Consider the following 17,576-nt stretch of genomic DNA (forward strand, 5'->3'; position numbering starts at 1 on the left):
ACATATATCTTTGTGACATAATAACAAAAAAAATGAAACATATGAAACGAAATCTATTATCAACTCTAATTGTAATTACTAATATATTATTAACAGCTTTCCTTGCCTCTTGCGGTGAAAGCTATGCTCCGATAACATTGGTCAGTGCTGACGGAAAGACTCATATTACAAATAATGACACTATATATATCGATGCTTTCACAGAAGGACAGGATTTCTACATCAAGGGAGGCAACGGAAAATATATACTGGAAAATCTTAACAAAGATATCGTCAGCTATGAATACAATGGAGAAAAATTATCGCTTACTCCAGTAAAGATAGGAAATGGCATTATGCGTATTACTGATTACGAGAAGAATGAAAGCAGATTTGTTATAACCGTTAAAAATCAGGCACGCATATTCCATGTAAATAATATCTCTACTGAAGTTATAGGAGGAGCATTAACTCAGGATGAAACAAAAATGATTGAAGAAGATATAACAAACAGCGCAATAATGAAGACTGGAGGATCTATAGAATTTACCTATACTGTAGAAGAGCTTAACGGAGGTAATGTTACCATATATCCACAAAAGGGTGCAAGTGCAGTAACAGGAATTTTCAGTCAGAAAGAATCTTACGATCCGGAAAATGGAAACAAGATATTAAGTTTCGACATATCACTGGCAGGAAACAACAAAATAGAATTGGATCTGATTGATAAAACTGAAAACAATTACACATATAAGGTTCTTCGACATGATGTGACTGAAACATATCAGAGTCAGTATCCTAGACTTGAAAAGGCAACAATTGAATATATTCTGGAAGACACAACCGAAAACTGATGACAGACAGACCGGAACACATAGATATACAGTCTTTTGATTTTTTCCAAAGAATAGAAAAAATACATACTCAGCCCGCAGCGTCGCAAGACAACCTGCGGGCTAAGTATATTTTGCTATATAAGGTTCTGCAACAGGCATGCTACGAACTAACCACAGGAGTGACAGCTTCATTTGCAAATATGTTCTCCAGACTGGACTTTATATGCAAGGAAAAGAAGATGACTCCTTCGGACAGATACGCCATACAGACTATGAGGCGTAACTGCAACTCGGCAATGGGTGATAAATTCCAGCCGGACATGAACGAATATCTCTACGACCTCAGAGCTATAGTGAGATTTATATCACTAGGTTTTGAAGAGGACATACCGGCATCCATACTTCCTCAGATTCCTCATTCCAACCGCCCGTACAGCGGAACACGCCTTTCGCATATTCCTTACGTTAGAGCCTCAGTGAACAGCTGGAACGAGAATCTTATTTTCGCATCTACCGACAGCGAGGATGATCCGATGATAGTAATCAACTATGCCAAGGGAGGATTTAACGGCGACATGCTGTATCTGAATGATCTGCTTGAGGAAAACATGCAGATAAACCTGCTTGGTGTTAAAGTAGATGAAGAAAACCACTATATACCGGAACTGATAATATTACATCCGGACTTTCTGCTAGATATCAGTTCGCTGGCTTCATGCTTCAGGGAGTACGGACATCATCCGTTGAACTTTTTCATGAGCCGAATAAAGCCTAAGGCAAATACACACCACATACTTATGGGTAACCTCGCCGGACTGTTTCTGGACGATTATATAAACGAAAGGAATACACAACCTGTGACATACGCAGGCAGCCTGAAGAAATTCTTCTCGGCTTCGGCACTTGATTTCTGTACCTGCCCTATACCTGACAATTTCCATACAATGGCACAGGCACAGATGATGAATATTCGTTCCTTCGTAAACGATATTCTACCGCACAGCATTCCTTCTTTCGACAGAAACAAGGTTATGCTTGAAGCATCGTTTATATGCGAAAAACTCGGTTTGCAGGGACGTGTGGACTTGCTTCAGAAGGATTTCAAGGTACTGATAGAACAAAAATCAGGCAAAAAGGATGAGTACAACAAAAGGCATAAGGAAGACCATTTCATACAGATGATGCTGTATCAGGGTGTTCTGATGTATAATTTCGGAAAGGCCACTGAAGATATGCAGACCTTCCTGCTTTATTCCAGATATACAGACGGACTTATCATTGAACACTTTACCGACAAACTATTCCGTGAAAGTATCAAACTGAGAAACATGATAGTGTGCAACGAAATGGCTTTCAGCGAAGGAGCCATTTCTAAAGTGACAGAAGAAATTGATACAGACCTGCTGAACGAACTTCAGGTACACAACAAACTGTGGACCGACTATCAGGAACCTGAACTTTATAAAACAATTCAGACTCTGAAGCACTGCTCATCACTGGAAAAGGCTTATTTCCAGCGTTTCTTTACATTCATATCAAAAGAATCGGTACTGGCTCGCACAGGCGGCAGTGACGACTTATCCAGAGGATTTGCCTCGGTTTGGAACACTCCGTTGGCCGAGAAAATAGAAAACGGTAATATCCTTACCGGTCTGAAAATAAAGGACAAACGCAAGAGTTCACCCAACAAGGGATATGACCTGATAGAACTCAGCATACCTGCTCAAGGAGATGATTTCCTGCCCAACTTCAGAAAAGGAGATATAATAATATTCTATCCATATACAGAAAAACCAGACGTGAGAGACGAAATTCTCATGAAAGGAAACATAACAGAAATAACTCCCGACAATATAACAATAATACTGAGGAACGGACAGCAGAACAAGGACATAATAGGTGGAAATAACGATACTTTTGCCATAGAACATGATTCTTCGGACGTTTCCGCTTCGGCAGGAATAAGAGGGCTTTTCTCTTTCCTTTCTGCACGTACAGACAGAAAGGAACTTCTCCTTGGGGCCAGAGAACCATCGTTTAATGAGGGAGTAAAGTTGAACGGCAGCTATGGACGTTTTGATGAAATCATTCTCAAGGAGAAACAGGCAGAGGACTACTTCTTGCTTGTAGGACCTCCGGGTACGGGAAAGACTTCGTGTGCATTGAGATTTATGGTTGAAGAAGCTCTTTCAGAAAAAAATACGTCCATACTGTTATTATCATATACCAACAGGGCTGTAGATGAGATTTGCAGTATGCTTGTTGATTCCGGAATAGCATCCGATACCCCTTTTATTCGTATAGGGCATGAAATGTCGTGCGACAAAAGATTCGAACCATTCCTACTGAAAAATCAGTTGGAAGACTGTCCGAAACTGACTGATATCAAAAAGAAAATTTCGGATACAAGGATATTCGTAGGAACGACTACCGCCATAAACAACAGACTCAATCTGTTCGACATAAAGCACTTCGATATGGCAATAATAGACGAGGCTTCGCAGATTCTTGAACCCGACCTGATAGGAATACTCTCTGCCAGGAGTGGCAACTATAATGCAATAGATAAATTCGTGCTTATAGGCGATTACAAACAGTTGCCTGCCATTGCACTCCAAAATGCAGAAAGCGCAAAGATTACAGACCCTCTTCTGAATACCATAGGACTGTATGATTGCAGAAACTCGCTGTTCGAAAGACTGTACAGACAGAGCGATGAAAAGGCTAAAAGCGTACTGAGGAAACAGGGACGAATGCATCCGGCTATCGCCGAATTCCCAAACACGACGTTCTATAGCCGTGAGTACCTGGAATGTGTACCTCTACCCCATCAGGAAGAGGAATTGCCGTATGCAAATATTCCGGAAAATCCAGATATGATAGAAAAGCTTCTAACTTCGAGAAGGATGGTTTTCATCACTGCACCTACCCCGGAAAATATATCAGCATCATCGGATAAAGCCAACATAAACGAAGCAAAAATCATAGCCGCATTGTTGAAAAGAATTTACAGCCTGACAGAAAACTATTTTGATACAGACAAAACTGTAGGAATCATTGTGCCATATCGCAATCAGATAGCAATGATAAGAAAGGAAATTTCATCTCTCGGCATTCCGGAACTGATGAATATCTCCATAGACACTGTAGAAAGATATCAGGGAAGCCAAAGGGATATTATAATATATTCCTTCACCGTAAGAAATACCAGCCAGCTGAATTTCCTTACATCGAACACTTTCCGCGAGGAAAATGCAATCATAGACAGGAAACTGAATGTAGCCATCACCCGTGCCAGAAAGCAGATGATAATGACAGGCAATCCGCAGGTGCTTAGTGCGAACATCACGTTCTATAAACTGATGGAATATATCCGCATGAACAACGGGTTTATTGATACCAATACAGATGACTTCTGTAAAGGTAACTTTACTATACCTTCATACGACATGAACTGGGAAACGGATGATAAATCGTATTCCATAAAACCGGAATTTGAACAAGCATTCAAGGATATTATAGAAAAACAATATTCGGAGAAAGTCCATTTATCAGGAATGGATGTCGCACGTGCCAAGGAACTGATTTCATACGGGAGAACAGATTTCAACTCTTTACACGGCTTGAAAACAGATGACTACGCCCTACTGTTCAACTTTCATGAAATGAGAAAACAATATTCGGCTGCCATGGCAATGTACGAGGACTGTGGAAACTGGCTGAGGAATGCCATACGAAATGTTTCGGGAAGAGTGGTATTCTGCGATATATCATATGAATCGGCTGCATCAGGCCTGGCATTCATAGACCTGTGCAGGCAGCTGAGCCATACGGATATATATTACTTGGGAATATACCCTACGGAAGAAATGGGACAAACGAGCGAAAAATTCCTTACATCAGAAAACTACAAACACGTGAAATGGAGTCTGTATCCACGCATCACGGCTGTAAGCGACAGTTTCTGGAAATCACACTCCGTACTTCCTGAACTTGTTATATTCAATATGTCGAACATTATGGGATGCATATCCCCTATCGAAGCAAGACATCTTGCCATGCACATAAACCAGGTGGTACATGCACGCCCAACGAACCACTACATCACCATATACAGGGATGATGCAGGAAACATGGCTAACAGGAATGCATATATGGCATTCTGCAGTCACTTAGGAAGAGAGTTTATCAGCCTAAATGAGCAGATGCCAATGATAGCAAAATATTATTTAGGGAAAAACACTAATATTCCTGAATATAAAGAATTTATTTACGAAATAAAATCAAACAGATAAAGAACAGCAATGACAAACAATACGAAACGTGCAGTAATTATGGGAGCTACTTCAGGATTAGGCTATGAAGTGGCACGACTTCTGCTTGCAGATGGCTGGAAACTGGGAGTGGCAGGCCGAAGAGAAGAGAACCTGAAAAAATTACAGTCGGAATATCCAGGACAGGTATGCGTAAAAGCCATAGACGTAAAGGACTGCAATGCCGACGAGGAACTTCTATCTCTGATTGGCGAACTTGGCGGTATGGATATGTATTTCCACAGTTCTGGTATAGGATATCAGAATGCGAGACTTGATGCCGATATAGAACTGAATACACTTGAAACAAACGGAACCGGATTTACCAGACTGGTAGGTACTTCTTTCAGATATTTCAGGGAAAAAGGCAGAGGACATATTGCAGTGATAAGTTCCATTGCCGGAACGAAAGGTTTGGGTGTAGCACCTGCATATTCTGCCACAAAAAGATTTCAAAATACATATATTGATGCATTAGAGCAACTTGCCACTATGCAGAAGCTGGATATCCGTTTCACGGACATACGCCCCGGATTCGTCGCTACAAGTCTGCTTAACGACGGCAAGAATTATCCTATGCTGATGAAAACGTCATACGCAGCAAAGCTGATAGTAAAAGCCTTAAAGAGAAATAAAAGAATAGCTGTGATAGACTGGAAATACAGCATACTGGTATTCTTCTGGAAACTCATACCGCGATGCATCTGGAAAAGGATGAAAGTGAAAAACTAAATCATGCAGTATGCAGAACTTTCTCTTTTTCCACTATATGACATAATCTGCGATATACATATCTGAATGCCGGAAGAAGAAAGGCCACGGCAAACATCCATGCCACAGGATCACCAAAGCATACCGCCCAGTATCCCCACATTGGAACAGCCACTACGCTGACCAATACACGGGCTATCATCTCTGCCACTCCGGAAAGCATAGACAACTGGGTATAACCGGCTCCCTGAATGGTATATCTGAATATACACACCATACCCAAAAATATGAAGAATGAAGCCGATACATGCAGAAACAATGCCGTGTCGGCCAATACTTCTGTTTCAGAGGCATCGACAAACAGCATGGCTATCTCTTCAGAAAAATTCCACAAGACCAGATTCACCATTGCTACATAGGCTACAGTAAGCAACATTGATGCTTTAACGCCCTGCCATATTCTCTCCGGTTTTCCTGCTCCGTAGTTCTGTCCGCTGTATGTAGCCATTGCCATACCAAGACTTTCGAGCATACAGAGGAAGAACATCTTTATCCTCATAGCTGCAGTAAATGCCGCCACACATGCCGTCCCCAAAGCATTATTGGAACCCTGAAGCATTATACTGCCAATGGCTGTTATGGAAAACTGGAGTCCCATAGGTGCACCTATGTAGAGCAACTGTTTCGCCAATTCAGGTCGGAAACGTCTGTCTGCAGGAGCTGTTTTAAGAATGTCAAACTTGCGATACATATATTTGTAGCACATCAGCGCCGATACTCCCTGCGAAACGACAGTGGCTATAGCAGCACCGGCAACCCCCCATCCCAACACCAGGATACATACCAGATCGAGAACAATGTTCAGTACAGTAGATATTAGAAGGAACCAGAATGGTGTCTTGCTGTCGCCCAATGCACGTATTATACTGGAAAGAAGATTATAATAGAAAGTACATGGAATACCGATAAAAGTTACCAAGAGATATAGATAAGCTCCTTCCATGATATTATCAGGTGTCTGCATCCATTTCAAGATATAGGCACAAAGCAGACTCGTAACAATGGCTATAGCAACAGACATCACTCCAGCCAGTTTCAGGCTGACCGATACAAATCTGCGCATAGTGACATAATCGCGTGCACCGAATTTCTGAGCAACAGGAATACCGAAACCACCGCAACATCCATTACAGAAGCCAAGGATAAGAAACACGACAGACGTGCTTGCACCTACAGATGCCAGTGCATTTATACCAAGAAACTTACCCACTATCGCAGCATCTACAAACGAATATGTCTGCTGAAGCAGATTTCCCAATAAGAGTGGAACTGTGAAATTCAATATAAGAGGCAGAGGAGCCCCAGATGTCATCTCTTTAGACTTTGCCATATATCCTGTACTTTTTACCGGGATGCAAAGGTAATGTATTTTCTACACTCATGGACGTAGGGTAATCAGGATTTTAACAAAAAATAAACTGCACCGGACGATATTGTTCTCACAATCATCATCCGATGCAGTATGAATATCATTTGAACACTGTTTAAACAGTATTTAAACGGTGTTTAAAAGCCATTTAAATGAGATATATCAGATACCAAGAGATTTCTTGACAGCTTCAATCTTTTCTTCAGCGTCAGCGCATGCTCCTGCATAGCACTTAGGGCATGCCATTTCACCCTTGATTTCCATATAGAACTTAATCTTAGGCTCTGTACCTGAAGGACGTACAGAAATCTTAGTACCGTCTTCTGTGAAGAACTGAAGTACGTTAGATGGTTCCGGCATATCAATGTCTGTTACATTACCGTTGCCGTCTGTTGCCTTAAGAGTCTTGTAGTCCTTAACAAGAGCAACCTTAGAACCGCCAAGTTCCTTAGGAGGACATGCACGGAAGTTGTCCATCATAGCCTTGATTTCGTCAGCACCACTCTTACCCGGTTTAGTTACGTTAACAGTCACTTCCTTAGAGAAACCGTATTCAACATAGATTTCCATCAATACATCGTACAATGTCTTGCCCTGATCCTTAGCCCAAGCACAGATTTCAGCAAGAAGAGCACAAGCAGAAACTGCATCTTTATCACGAACAAAGTCTTCAGCAAGGAATCCGTAGCTTTCTTCACCACCACCGATATACTGTTTGATACCTTCGTTCAGACGGATCTGACGTGCAATCCATTTAAAACCTGTGTAGCAATCATACATTTCGATATTGTTCTTGTCAGCCACAGCTTTGATAAGTTCAGTAGTAACGATAGTCTTCACAACGAACTCATTACCCTTCATCTTACCCATAGCGATACGGTTCTTGATGATGTAGTACAAGAAGATCAAGCAAGTCTGGTTACCGTTGATAAGTACCCATTCGCCTTCGCTATTCTTGCAAGCCATACCCACGCGGTCAGCGTCTGGGTCGGAAGCCATAACGATATCAGCATCGATACTCTTTGCAAGGTTGATAGCAAGTGTAAGAGCCTCAGCATTTTCAGGGTTTGGAGATATTACAGTCGGGAAGTCACCACTCTTTACCATCTGTTCAGGTACGCAGTGAACATTTTCGAATCCCCACATCTTAAGAGCCTGAGGGATAAGCATCATACCTGTTCCGTGGATAGGAGTATAAACGATCTTAAGATCTTTTTGACGTTTGATAACTTCAGGATCGATAGAAATTGAGTGAACTTTTTCCAAATAAACATCATCCACATCCTTACCGATAATCTGGATAAGGTCTTTGTTGCCTTCGAATTTGATATCTGCAGCAGAAGCAATCTTGTTAACTTCGTCGATGATACCCTTGTCGTGTGGAGCAAGAACCTGTGCACCATCATCCCAGTATGCCTTGTAGCCGTTGTATTCCTTTGGATTGTGTGAAGCAGTAAGGATGATACCGCTCTGGCAGCCAAGGTGACGGATAGCGAACGACATTTCAGGAGTAGGACGCATATCATCGAAAAGATATACCTTAATACCGTTTGCAGAGAAGATATTAGCAGAAATCTCAGCAAACAGGCGGCTGTTGTTACGGCAGTCGTGACCAACAACTACAGAGATATCTTTCTTGCCTGCAAAACATTTGTTAAGATAGTTGGACAATCCCTGAGTAGCAGCACCTACAGTGTAGATGTTCATACGGTTTGAGCCAACACCCATGATACCACGTAAACCACCTGTACCGAATTCCAGATCTTTATAGAATGCTTCAATCAAGTCTGTCTTGTCCTCGTTTTCTATCATACGTTTTACTTCTGCCTGAGTTTCAGCATCATATGCTGGTGTCAACCATTTCTGTGCCTTTTCAATACAAAGCTTAATTAATTCTTCGTTTCCCATGATTAGTTATTATTAAAATGATTATTGATTATATGATTAATTATGCACAAAAATATAAAATGAAAACAAATTATCCTAATGTTTTTTTATCAAATAAGACGTAAAAACAAAAAGAACGACAACAGCAATCAAAATTGAAATAAAACTATGTTGCTATTTCATCAAGATTACAGCAAGAAACATCTTTCAAATAATACAATAAACTAATCCAACGAAAGTTTATATCCATTTCCCCTAATATTAATAATCTGGATACGTTTATCCTTCGACAAGCGGTGCCGTATCCTTGTTATCAACACTTGCAGACTTCTTGTACAGAAAAAATCATCGTTTCCCCATAATTCCAGCAACACATTCTGCATGGGAACAATAGAATCGAAATTCTGACAGAATCTTTTCAAGACCTCTGTCTCTCTATTTGGAAGTTGTTCTGTTTCACCAGTAGGTATATATAAAAGAATACCCTTGTCCGCATCAAACTCATAATCTCCAATATTAAACATATGCTGTTCCGATTCCTCTTTTGAAGAAATACGTCCGGTCAGAGCTTTTATACGTACTATTAGTTCCTTCATAGCAAACGGTTTGCGGATATAGTCATTGGCACCGGTTTCAAATCCTGCCACTACGTCATCCACCTCCGTTTTTGCCGTCAGAAATATTACTGGTGTAGTTTTATCGGTGTTACGTATTTTCTTTACCACATCCAGCCCTGATATCTTTGGCATCATTATATCAGAAACCAGGACATCGGGGTTTGATTCAAAGAATAGTTTCAATCCCTCCTCGCCATCGTATGCCAAACAGACGTCAAAGCCAACACTTTCCAGTGTATCTTTAATTATCTTTGCCAGAGTTATTTCATCTTCAATAAGCAATACTTTTATCTTTCCCATATCATTATAATTCAATTGTAAACGTACTTCCATTACCCGGAGTACTTGTCAATGAAATCCGTCCTCCATGTCTTTCCACAATCGTTTTTGCAAAATAAAGACCTATGCCATATCCTTTCACTTCGTGCACATCGCCATGAGGAACACGATAGAATTTCCCGAACACATGTCTCTGATGTTCCGGTGCTATTCCAATTCCATTGTCTGATACTGAAATAAACAACTTATCTGATTTTCTGATTGCCTTGAGCAATATCCTCACCGGTTCACCTGAATACTTTACCGCATTATCAACTAAAGTAGAAACCACGCTCGACATCAGTTTTGCATCGAATACTGCAGTCAGATTTTCATCGGCCTCTATCTGTATATCACAGGCTTTTGCAGTACGTAACCTGGTTTCCTGTACTATTTTCTCAAACATATCTCTAATATTTGTCTCCGATACGTCCAACCGGAAATTACCCCTTTCCTTCATTGACATCGAAAGAATACGTTCCACAAGGGCACTCAGTTTTTCCAGCTGTTCCCTTGTATCAAGCAGGTATTCCTCCCTTTTTACAGGATTATCCGCCAAGCCATAATTCAGCAATGCATCATTTGCCGCGTATGCCACTGCAATTGGAGTCTTCAGTTCGTGAGTGATATTGCTCGTAAAACTGCTTTTCATTTCATCCAATTCCATCTGCTTTTTCAGCGTTCTAATAAAAAACCAGAAAGAGAATATCACTATGGCGACAACCATCAACGAAGTGAATATAATGCCTGACATATTCAACAGTATATATCCGGTCATCAGCCCGGTATCAAATGAATAAGGTGTTTTACCAAAAGTTGATTTAACTATGATATATCCATCTCGAACAACAGAATCGGGATTTACGTTAGATACAAACTCCTGTGTATCCAACGGACGGAAGACTTCATCTATACCTGCCTCCTTAAAATTCTGAAAAAGTATGGAGTCCATCATTTCATAAAATTCCGGAGAAGTCACTGAAGATGCCACCTGTTTGTTAAAGTCGTCACGCCTATATACACTTATTGACCTTATTTTATTATCAGAAGAAGAGTCTCTTTTTATTGATACAATCTTCGACAAATTATCAGGGCTCAAAAATGCTATGGAGTCTGTCAGTTGCTCTCGTTTTAAATGAAACGAATAAGCTGCGAGCTCAGACTTGGAAATCAATGAACTGATTTGTACCTCCAAAGATTTTCGTTGAGACTTGTAAAGCCCCGAAAGCCAATACCCCTCATAAGCAGCAATCATGACAACTGAAATTACTGCAATAATCAGAAATCTATGTTTATTGTCTATCTTCATACCAAATAAATCTGTTTAACAGAACAAAAGTAATAGTTTTAAGGCAATATAATCACAAATCCACACTCAACTTCATGAGATATTCACGTGGTCTGAGTCGGGTCATAGAGTAAAAACGGGTGATTGAACTTACATTAACCTGCTCATAAACAGAATTGCCGATAATATTGTCTGCCACAAGCGACAGTTCCCACTTCTTTGATTTATACCCTACAGAGATATCACAGAAGCTGTTCACTCCAAAAGATTTTTCATTGCTGTGATATATTTCATTATTCAGCGAGAATATCCATCCGCCTGCGGGATTGAAATTTACCCCAAGCGAATGCGACCAGTCAATTACAGCACTTTCATTGTATGGAGCTGTTTTTTCCTGTCTATTGCATATCATCATTTTTGACTCACCCTGTATTGATATACCTTTCACAGGCTTCAATGAATAGTCTAACGACGCATTATACACATTCATCCTGTTTTTAGCCAACACTCCGGAAACTAATATCTGCGATTCGGAGGAGTTTACTCCCCCTCCAATCCCAAGAGTGGTATTTGCCCAAAAGAAATTCTTGGCTATGCGTCCGTCAACTATATATGAATCTGTACTATAACGCCCGGATGTAGCCACCATATTATACACTCCGGAATCCAGCTCTCCGCTATACAGAATGTTACCCTTATTATGAATATACACAGGTCGCAGATAGGCGAACAGACCGTAAAGAGGATTACGATAAGTAAACGAAGCGCTCAGAGAATGAGCAAACTGAGTTTCCGGTTCCCCTATTCCTACAGTACATTGAGCATACGAAGTGAAAAGAGGTTCTGTAACAAGTTTCTTTGCATCATACGGATCGGCCGCCAGACGGTAATCAAGAATAAGTTTCGATGTTGGAGACATTTCCCATCTCCAGTTCAGATTAGGCTCAATCCAGAAGTCTGAAGAACGAAGCTTATCAGCAGTCCCATTCCCCGAATTATCCAATAACTGATTCACATAGCTGACCTTGGCTTTTGCCGTTATCTCATGCCCCTTATGTTTCAGACTAACAGACGGACTCCAATATAACTGTTGTAGCTTCCAGTCTGTACTGTTTATCTTCTGATAACGACTGTCAAACCCAATCATATTATCAAAAAACAATGCTCCGAACTTCTTTTTATACTGCACATGATTTTTCGAAGAGAATAAATCCATATCAAGCAACTGACTGATGCCGTTTATCGTAAGCAACTGTCCCGGCAAACGGGTATAACCGGTAGAGGAATTGAACTGAATGACATTCCCCCCTGCCGTAGTATGCGACAACAGTAAATCTTCCGAAACCATACGTTTATAAGGTTTGACAGAAAGAGCGGTAAGCCTGTCATTATAAAGTATATTGCCCTGACTTACATTCCAGTCGTAATACACTTTCGAAATGCTTTTCAGATATGTCCTTTCCTTATTCAGCGTATATGTGATTTCTCCCTTTGCCTCCTTTCGTCTGCTTTCCACATTCCAATCCTCCGTGATTACCGGCGAACCGTCTAAATCCAGATATGTAGTGGAACTCTTTCTCTGCTGCTCCTCACTGTCAAACAGTCCGCTTGCCTGTATTCTCAGGTCTGAATCTTTTCCGGTCCTCCAAAGCCAGTTGCCGGAAAGAAGATGACTTTTATTGAATGTATATCTTTCGGCATCAAAGGCAGGACCGCCCAAATCTAGCAAACTGATAATATTCGCTTCTCCACGATATTCCAACAAGTCGGAAAGGCTTAAAATCTCATCTGCAATATTTGTCCCTGTATTGGTGTTTTTATAAAGCAACAATGTCTGGAAATTCTTCTTGAAATTCATCCCCATCAGACGGTTCTCGTAAAGGAAGCCATCACTCTTTTCCGCCCATCCCAATCCTATATCAGCCAAACCCGTCCAAACAGACTTGGCATCATCTTTAAGAACTATGTTCAATGCTGCTTTATCACTGAACTCAATATCACGCAAGGACTTTACAGCCTGATGATTTTCCAAGACCTGAACACTCTCCACCTTGTCTGCCGATATGTTATTGCTGGCCTGGGCATATTGACTTCCCATCAGATCAAGACCTTCAATGTAAAAATGATTTATCGATTTTCCCTGATAAGATATACTGCCGTTAGGCTTTACTTCCAGACCTGGCATTTTCCTTATCACATCGGCTATACTGCGGTCCTGTATCTGCTTGAAACCTGCTACGGAATATGTCAGAGTATCACCCCTTTCACTTATACGTTCGGCTTTTACAGAAACCTCACGAAGCTGAAAGCTTGTTTCTTTCATTCTGACAACAACCTTATTTACCGCAGGATTATACTTTACAGTCTGTGTTTCATACCCCAGAAAGCTGAATCTGATATATGCAATTCCACCTACAGACTTAAGAGTAAAGTAACCCTCAGCATCCGAAATGGCATAACACAGTTGCCTGCCTGATTCATTATAAGCCACAATATTCACTCCATACATTCCATTTTCGGATGTATCAACCACCTTACCAGAGATAACAGCAGAAGATTGCGCAGACAGACACAAAGAAACAGCAAGAGAGAAACACAATAGAATGATTCTTACCATAACCATACGAATGATGTATTTTCAAATGGTATTATTCAAGGTCAAGATAATTACTTGCAGGCTTAATTGTATTGGTTATATCTTTACCGTTGATATCAACAGCCTTTACCAGGTTGATACCCAATTCTTTTACCGCTTCTCCATAAGTCTTCCCTTCCTCGGATTTCCTCAGTTTCAGAAATTTCGAACGTGAACACTTCAGAGCCTTGTCCTTTTCGAACAACTCTATTCTGGCGTCAGAAACATTCTGTTCCAGACCTACCGCAACAAAATGAAAAAGATTGTCAGCATCGCATGCCTCAAGAATAACACCGGGCAAACCTTTCAGAACATAAGGACCTGCCGAAACTGGGATATCTGGTGTGTACCACACAGTCCATGTTCTGCCATAAACTGTTGCTACGGCCTTCTTGCACTGATAATCACAAATCGTTTTGGTACTGTCAGATAATTCCCACTCTATCTGCGGAAGTTTCTCGGTGTATATAAACTTATTTGTCTTGATATACTTCATATAGGTATATTCATCAGACGATGGCGCACCCGTCAGAACTTCCAGAGAGTTCTTGTTTCCATACTTTATGTTTGCATTCTGTGCCCTCGCCAAGGCTGTCGCAATATCCGTTTCTTTGGAAATATTATCATATTCCGACGCCCATGCCCTGTTATTCGGATTATAGAAAACGGATTGGGTTTTGCCTACATCCAGAAACCATCTGTAGGTCTTGCGTGTCTTACTATACAAAGCATCACAATCGTATGTGACGCGAAACAAGGCTGTTTCCTGCGCATTCAGCACAACAGCCGAAAGAAATAGAATAAAGGTAATAATCTTTCTCATAAATACATTCATTTAATGTTTATATGACAAAGATCGTATGTTGGAACCAGATTTGCGGTTAACTCATAGCTAACACTCGGTTAACTAGAGTTAACCGCAAACAACACATAAAAAAATGACGAGCCATACTCTTAAAGAGAAAGACTCGTCATCTATACTAAATTATTTCTTTCTAGTTCTTAAAACTATGTATAGGAGCAGGAATACGTCCTCCTCTATTTACGAAAGCATCACAGCTGAAACGGTTAATCGGCATAACCGGAGCATAACCCAAAAGACCTCCGAATTCCACTGTTTCGCCCACAGTCTTTCCCACTACAGGAATTACACGTACCGCTGTCGTCTTCTGGTTTATCATACCTATGGCAGCCTCATCGGCTATCATACCTGCAATAGATGTAGCCGGAGTATCGCCAGGAATTGCTATCATGTCAAGTCCCACAGAGCATACACATGTCATGGCTTCCAGCTTCTCTATTGTAAGAGCTCCTGCCACTACAGCATCAATCATTCCCTGGTCTTCACTGACAGGAATAAATGCTCCACTAAGTCCTCCTACGTATGATGACGCCATAACACCGCCTTTCTTAACCTGATCATTAAGCAATGCAAGGGCTGCTGTTGTTCCCGGTGCACCCGGATACTCAAGTCCTATCTCCTGAAGGATTTCAGCCACACTGTCGCCAACAGCAGGTGTTGGTGCCAGCGAAAGGTCGATAATACCGAAAGGAACACCAAGACGATGAGACGCCTCCTGTGCTACAAGCTGACCTACACGTGTAATCTTGAATGCAGTACGCTTGATTGTTTCGCAAAGGACTTCGAAACTTGCTCCACGTATCTGCTCGAGTGCATATTTCACTACTCCAGGGCCACTTACTCCCACGTTTATAACAGCATCGTCTTCAGACACTCCGTGGAATGCACCTGCCATGAACGGATTATCATCAGGAGCATTGCAAAGTACTACGAGTTTGGCGCAACCCAAAGAGTCACGGTCTTTTGTCATCTCTGCAGTTTCCTTTATGATATCTCCCATAAGGCGTACGGCATCCATATTGAGTCCTGTCTTTGTAGAACCTACATTGACAGAGCTGCATATTCTCTCTGTACATGCCAATGCCTTAGGAATAGAACGTACGAACAGTTCGTCGCTATGGCTCATGCCTTTTGATACGATGGCAGAGTATCCTCCTATGAAGTTCACTCCCAATTCGGCTGCCACACGGTCCAGAGTCTGAGCTATCTTTACATAATCGTCGGAAGTCTTGCATGCTGCTCCCCCTACAAGGGCTATAGGAGTGATGGAAATACGTTTGTTCACGATAGGAATACCGAATTCCTTTGATATTTCCTCGCCTGTACTTACCAGCTTACCGGCAAGACGTGTTATCTTGTTGTATATATTCTGACAAAGGACATCAAGATTGCCGTCGGCACAATCAAGAAGGTTGATACCCATAGTGATGGTGCGGACATCAAGATTTTCCTTTTCTATCATTTTATTGGTTTCAATAACCTCGGATATATTTATCATAAGTTTGTGGGTTTTTAATCTAAAAACTAGAAACTAAGAACTTACAACTCCTTAGATACGATGCATCTTGTCGAAGATTTCCTCTCTCTGACATTTCACCTGCACTCCCATTGTCTCTCCCAGAGTTGACATTTCTGTAGCTATCTGTTCGAAAGGTTTATCGATAGCTGACATATCAACAATCATCATCATGTTGAAATATTCCTGAACGATAGTCTGCGAAATGTCGAGTATGTTTACATTGTTTTCTGCCAGATATGTACACACTTTGGCAATGATACCTATAGTATCTTTTCCCACTACGGTGATAATTGATTTATTCATCTCTAATTGATATTTAATAACTAATTTATCGGCAAAGATAGTCAATTGATTTCAAAATGAAAGAGTTTCAATCCGAAATATCGCAAAAATCTATAGTCCTTTGCTTTTTGCCTCGTTCCATAACTCGTCCATCTCGCTGAGAGTCATATCATTCAGGTTTCTTCCAGCCTTGATAGTGTGTTCCTCCAGATAGTTGAAACGGCGGATAAATTTCTGGTTCGTGCGTTCCAGGGCATTGTCAGGATTTATCTTATACAGCCTTGCCGCATTGATAAGACTGAACATCACATCGCCAAACTCGGCCTCTGCCTTCTCCTTATCCATATTGCCGACTTCTGACTCAAACTCGGTGATTTCTTCTTTTACCTTTTTCCATACATCTTCCCTGTCTTCCCAGTCGAAGCCTACATTACGCGCTTTGTCCTGAATACGGTATGCCTTGATCAGCGAAGGAAGTGCGGCAGGCACTCCACTCAAAACGGATTTGTTTCCGTCTTTTTCCTTAAGCTTTATCTGTTCCCAGTTTTCCGAGACTTTCTCAGCCGTATCTGCTTTCACTTCGCCAAATACGTGCGGATGACGGAATATAAGTTTGTCGCATAGTTTGTCGCATACATCTTTTATATCGAAATCACCGGTCTCACTGCCTATCTTTGCATAGAACACTACGTGAAGAAGTACATCGCCCAGCTCCTTGCATATGTTCTTCTTGTCATTCTGAACCAAGGCATCGCAAAGTTCGTAAACTTCTTCTATAGTATTGGGACGCAGACTCTCGTTAGTCTGCTTTCTGTCCCACGGACATTTTTCACGCAGTTCGTCCAGCACATCAAGCAGACGGCCGAACGCTTTCATCTGTTCTTCTCTTGTACTCATTAT

General features: G+C 41.1%; 12 protein-coding genes. 3 read left to right on the forward strand and 9 right to left on the reverse strand.

Annotated features, from left to right (window positions below; genetic code table 11):
• From I6E24_RS00005 to I6E24_RS00015, 3 genes are all read left to right on the forward strand, one after another.
• Positions 1-833 (forward strand): hypothetical protein (locus I6E24_RS00005; RefSeq protein ID WP_235325209.1); only part of this gene is annotated, 833 nt, incomplete at its 5' end.
• Complete coding sequence (locus tag I6E24_RS00010) at positions 833-5,110, forward strand: AAA domain-containing protein (protein WP_235325215.1); 4,278 nt, start codon at positions 833-835, stop codon at positions 5,108-5,110. The genes I6E24_RS00005 and I6E24_RS00010, both read left to right, overlap by 1 nt.
• A gap of 9 nt (positions 5,111-5,119) precedes the next feature.
• Complete coding sequence (locus I6E24_RS00015) at positions 5,120-5,860, forward strand: SDR family NAD(P)-dependent oxidoreductase (protein WP_154042992.1); 741 nt, start codon at positions 5,120-5,122, stop codon at positions 5,858-5,860.
• Between the two features lies 1 nt (position 5,861).
• Here I6E24_RS00015 and I6E24_RS00020 read toward each other — a convergent pair whose 3' ends face one another.
• The 9 genes from I6E24_RS00020 to mazG all read right to left on the reverse strand — a co-directional run bounded on the left by I6E24_RS00020 (position 5,862) and on the right by mazG (position 17,573).
• Positions 5,862-7,229 (reverse strand): MATE family efflux transporter, encoded by a 1,368-nt coding sequence (locus I6E24_RS00020; protein ID WP_154042993.1) that lies wholly within the window; start codon positions 7,227-7,229, stop codon positions 5,862-5,864.
• A 201-nt stretch (positions 7,230-7,430) separates the two neighbouring features.
• A complete protein-coding gene (locus I6E24_RS00025) occupies positions 7,431-9,176 on the reverse strand; it encodes a phospho-sugar mutase (protein WP_154042994.1) in 1,746 nt (581 codons plus the stop codon).
• A 203-nt stretch (positions 9,177-9,379) separates the two neighbouring features.
• Complete coding sequence (locus I6E24_RS00030) at positions 9,380-10,072, reverse strand: response regulator transcription factor (RefSeq protein ID WP_235325217.1); 693 nt, start codon at positions 10,070-10,072, stop codon at positions 9,380-9,382.
• 4 nt (positions 10,073-10,076) lie between these two features.
• The gene (locus tag I6E24_RS00035; RefSeq protein WP_235325219.1) at positions 10,077-11,399 is read right to left on the reverse strand and encodes a sensor histidine kinase; all 1,323 of its coding nucleotides are present in this window, start codon (positions 11,397-11,399) and stop codon (positions 10,077-10,079) included.
• 52 nt (positions 11,400-11,451) lie between these two features.
• A complete protein-coding gene (locus tag I6E24_RS00040; RefSeq protein ID WP_235325221.1) occupies positions 11,452-14,001 on the reverse strand; it encodes a carboxypeptidase-like regulatory domain-containing protein in 2,550 nt (849 codons plus the stop codon).
• Between the two features lie 25 nt (positions 14,002-14,026).
• A complete protein-coding gene (locus I6E24_RS00045; protein WP_235325223.1) occupies positions 14,027-14,836 on the reverse strand; it encodes a GLPGLI family protein in 810 nt (269 codons plus the stop codon).
• 172 nt (positions 14,837-15,008) lie between these two features.
• Positions 15,009-16,373 carry a PFL family protein gene (locus I6E24_RS00050; protein WP_235325225.1) on the reverse strand — a complete coding sequence of 455 codons (1,365 nt, stop codon included), beginning with the start codon at positions 16,371-16,373 and terminating at the stop codon, positions 15,009-15,011.
• A 51-nt stretch (positions 16,374-16,424) separates the two neighbouring features.
• Complete coding sequence (locus I6E24_RS00055; protein ID WP_235325227.1) at positions 16,425-16,697, reverse strand: ACT domain-containing protein; 273 nt, start codon at positions 16,695-16,697, stop codon at positions 16,425-16,427.
• Between the two features lie 90 nt (positions 16,698-16,787).
• Positions 16,788-17,573, reverse strand: a complete 786-nt coding sequence (gene mazG, locus I6E24_RS00060; RefSeq protein ID WP_235325229.1) for a nucleoside triphosphate pyrophosphohydrolase — start codon at positions 17,571-17,573, stop codon at positions 16,788-16,790.
• Positions 17,574-17,576: the final 3 nt, after the last annotated feature.

The sequence above is a fragment of the Bacteroides caecigallinarum genome (genome assembly GCF_021530995.1).
Classification (GTDB): domain Bacteria; phylum Bacteroidota; class Bacteroidia; order Bacteroidales; family Bacteroidaceae; genus Phocaeicola; species Phocaeicola faecigallinarum.

Coding starts and splice junctions, on each gene's coding strand:
- I6E24_RS00010 (WP_235325215.1), top strand. CDS start 833: ATGACAGACAGACCGGAACACATAGATATACAGTCTTTTGATTTTTTC.
- I6E24_RS00015 (WP_154042992.1), top strand. CDS start 5,120: ATGACAAACAATACGAAACGTGCAGTAATTATGGGAGCTACTTCAGGA.
- I6E24_RS00020 (WP_154042993.1), bottom strand. CDS start 7,229: ATGGCAAAGTCTAAAGAGATGACATCTGGGGCTCCTCTGCCTCTTATA.
- I6E24_RS00025 (WP_154042994.1), bottom strand. CDS start 9,176: ATGGGAAACGAAGAATTAATTAAGCTTTGTATTGAAAAGGCACAGAAA.
- I6E24_RS00030 (WP_235325217.1), bottom strand. CDS start 10,072: ATGGGAAAGATAAAAGTATTGCTTATTGAAGATGAAATAACTCTGGCA.
- I6E24_RS00035 (WP_235325219.1), bottom strand. CDS start 11,399: ATGAAGATAGACAATAAACATAGATTTCTGATTATTGCAGTAATTTCA.
- I6E24_RS00040 (WP_235325221.1), bottom strand. CDS start 14,001: ATGGTTATGGTAAGAATCATTCTATTGTGTTTCTCTCTTGCTGTTTCT.
- I6E24_RS00045 (WP_235325223.1), bottom strand. CDS start 14,836: ATGAGAAAGATTATTACCTTTATTCTATTTCTTTCGGCTGTTGTGCTG.
- I6E24_RS00050 (WP_235325225.1), bottom strand. CDS start 16,373: ATGATAAATATATCCGAGGTTATTGAAACCAATAAAATGATAGAAAAG.
- I6E24_RS00055 (WP_235325227.1), bottom strand. CDS start 16,697: ATGAATAAATCAATTATCACCGTAGTGGGAAAAGATACTATAGGTATC.
- mazG (WP_235325229.1), bottom strand. CDS start 17,573: ATGAGTACAAGAGAAGAACAGATGAAAGCGTTCGGCCGTCTGCTTGAT.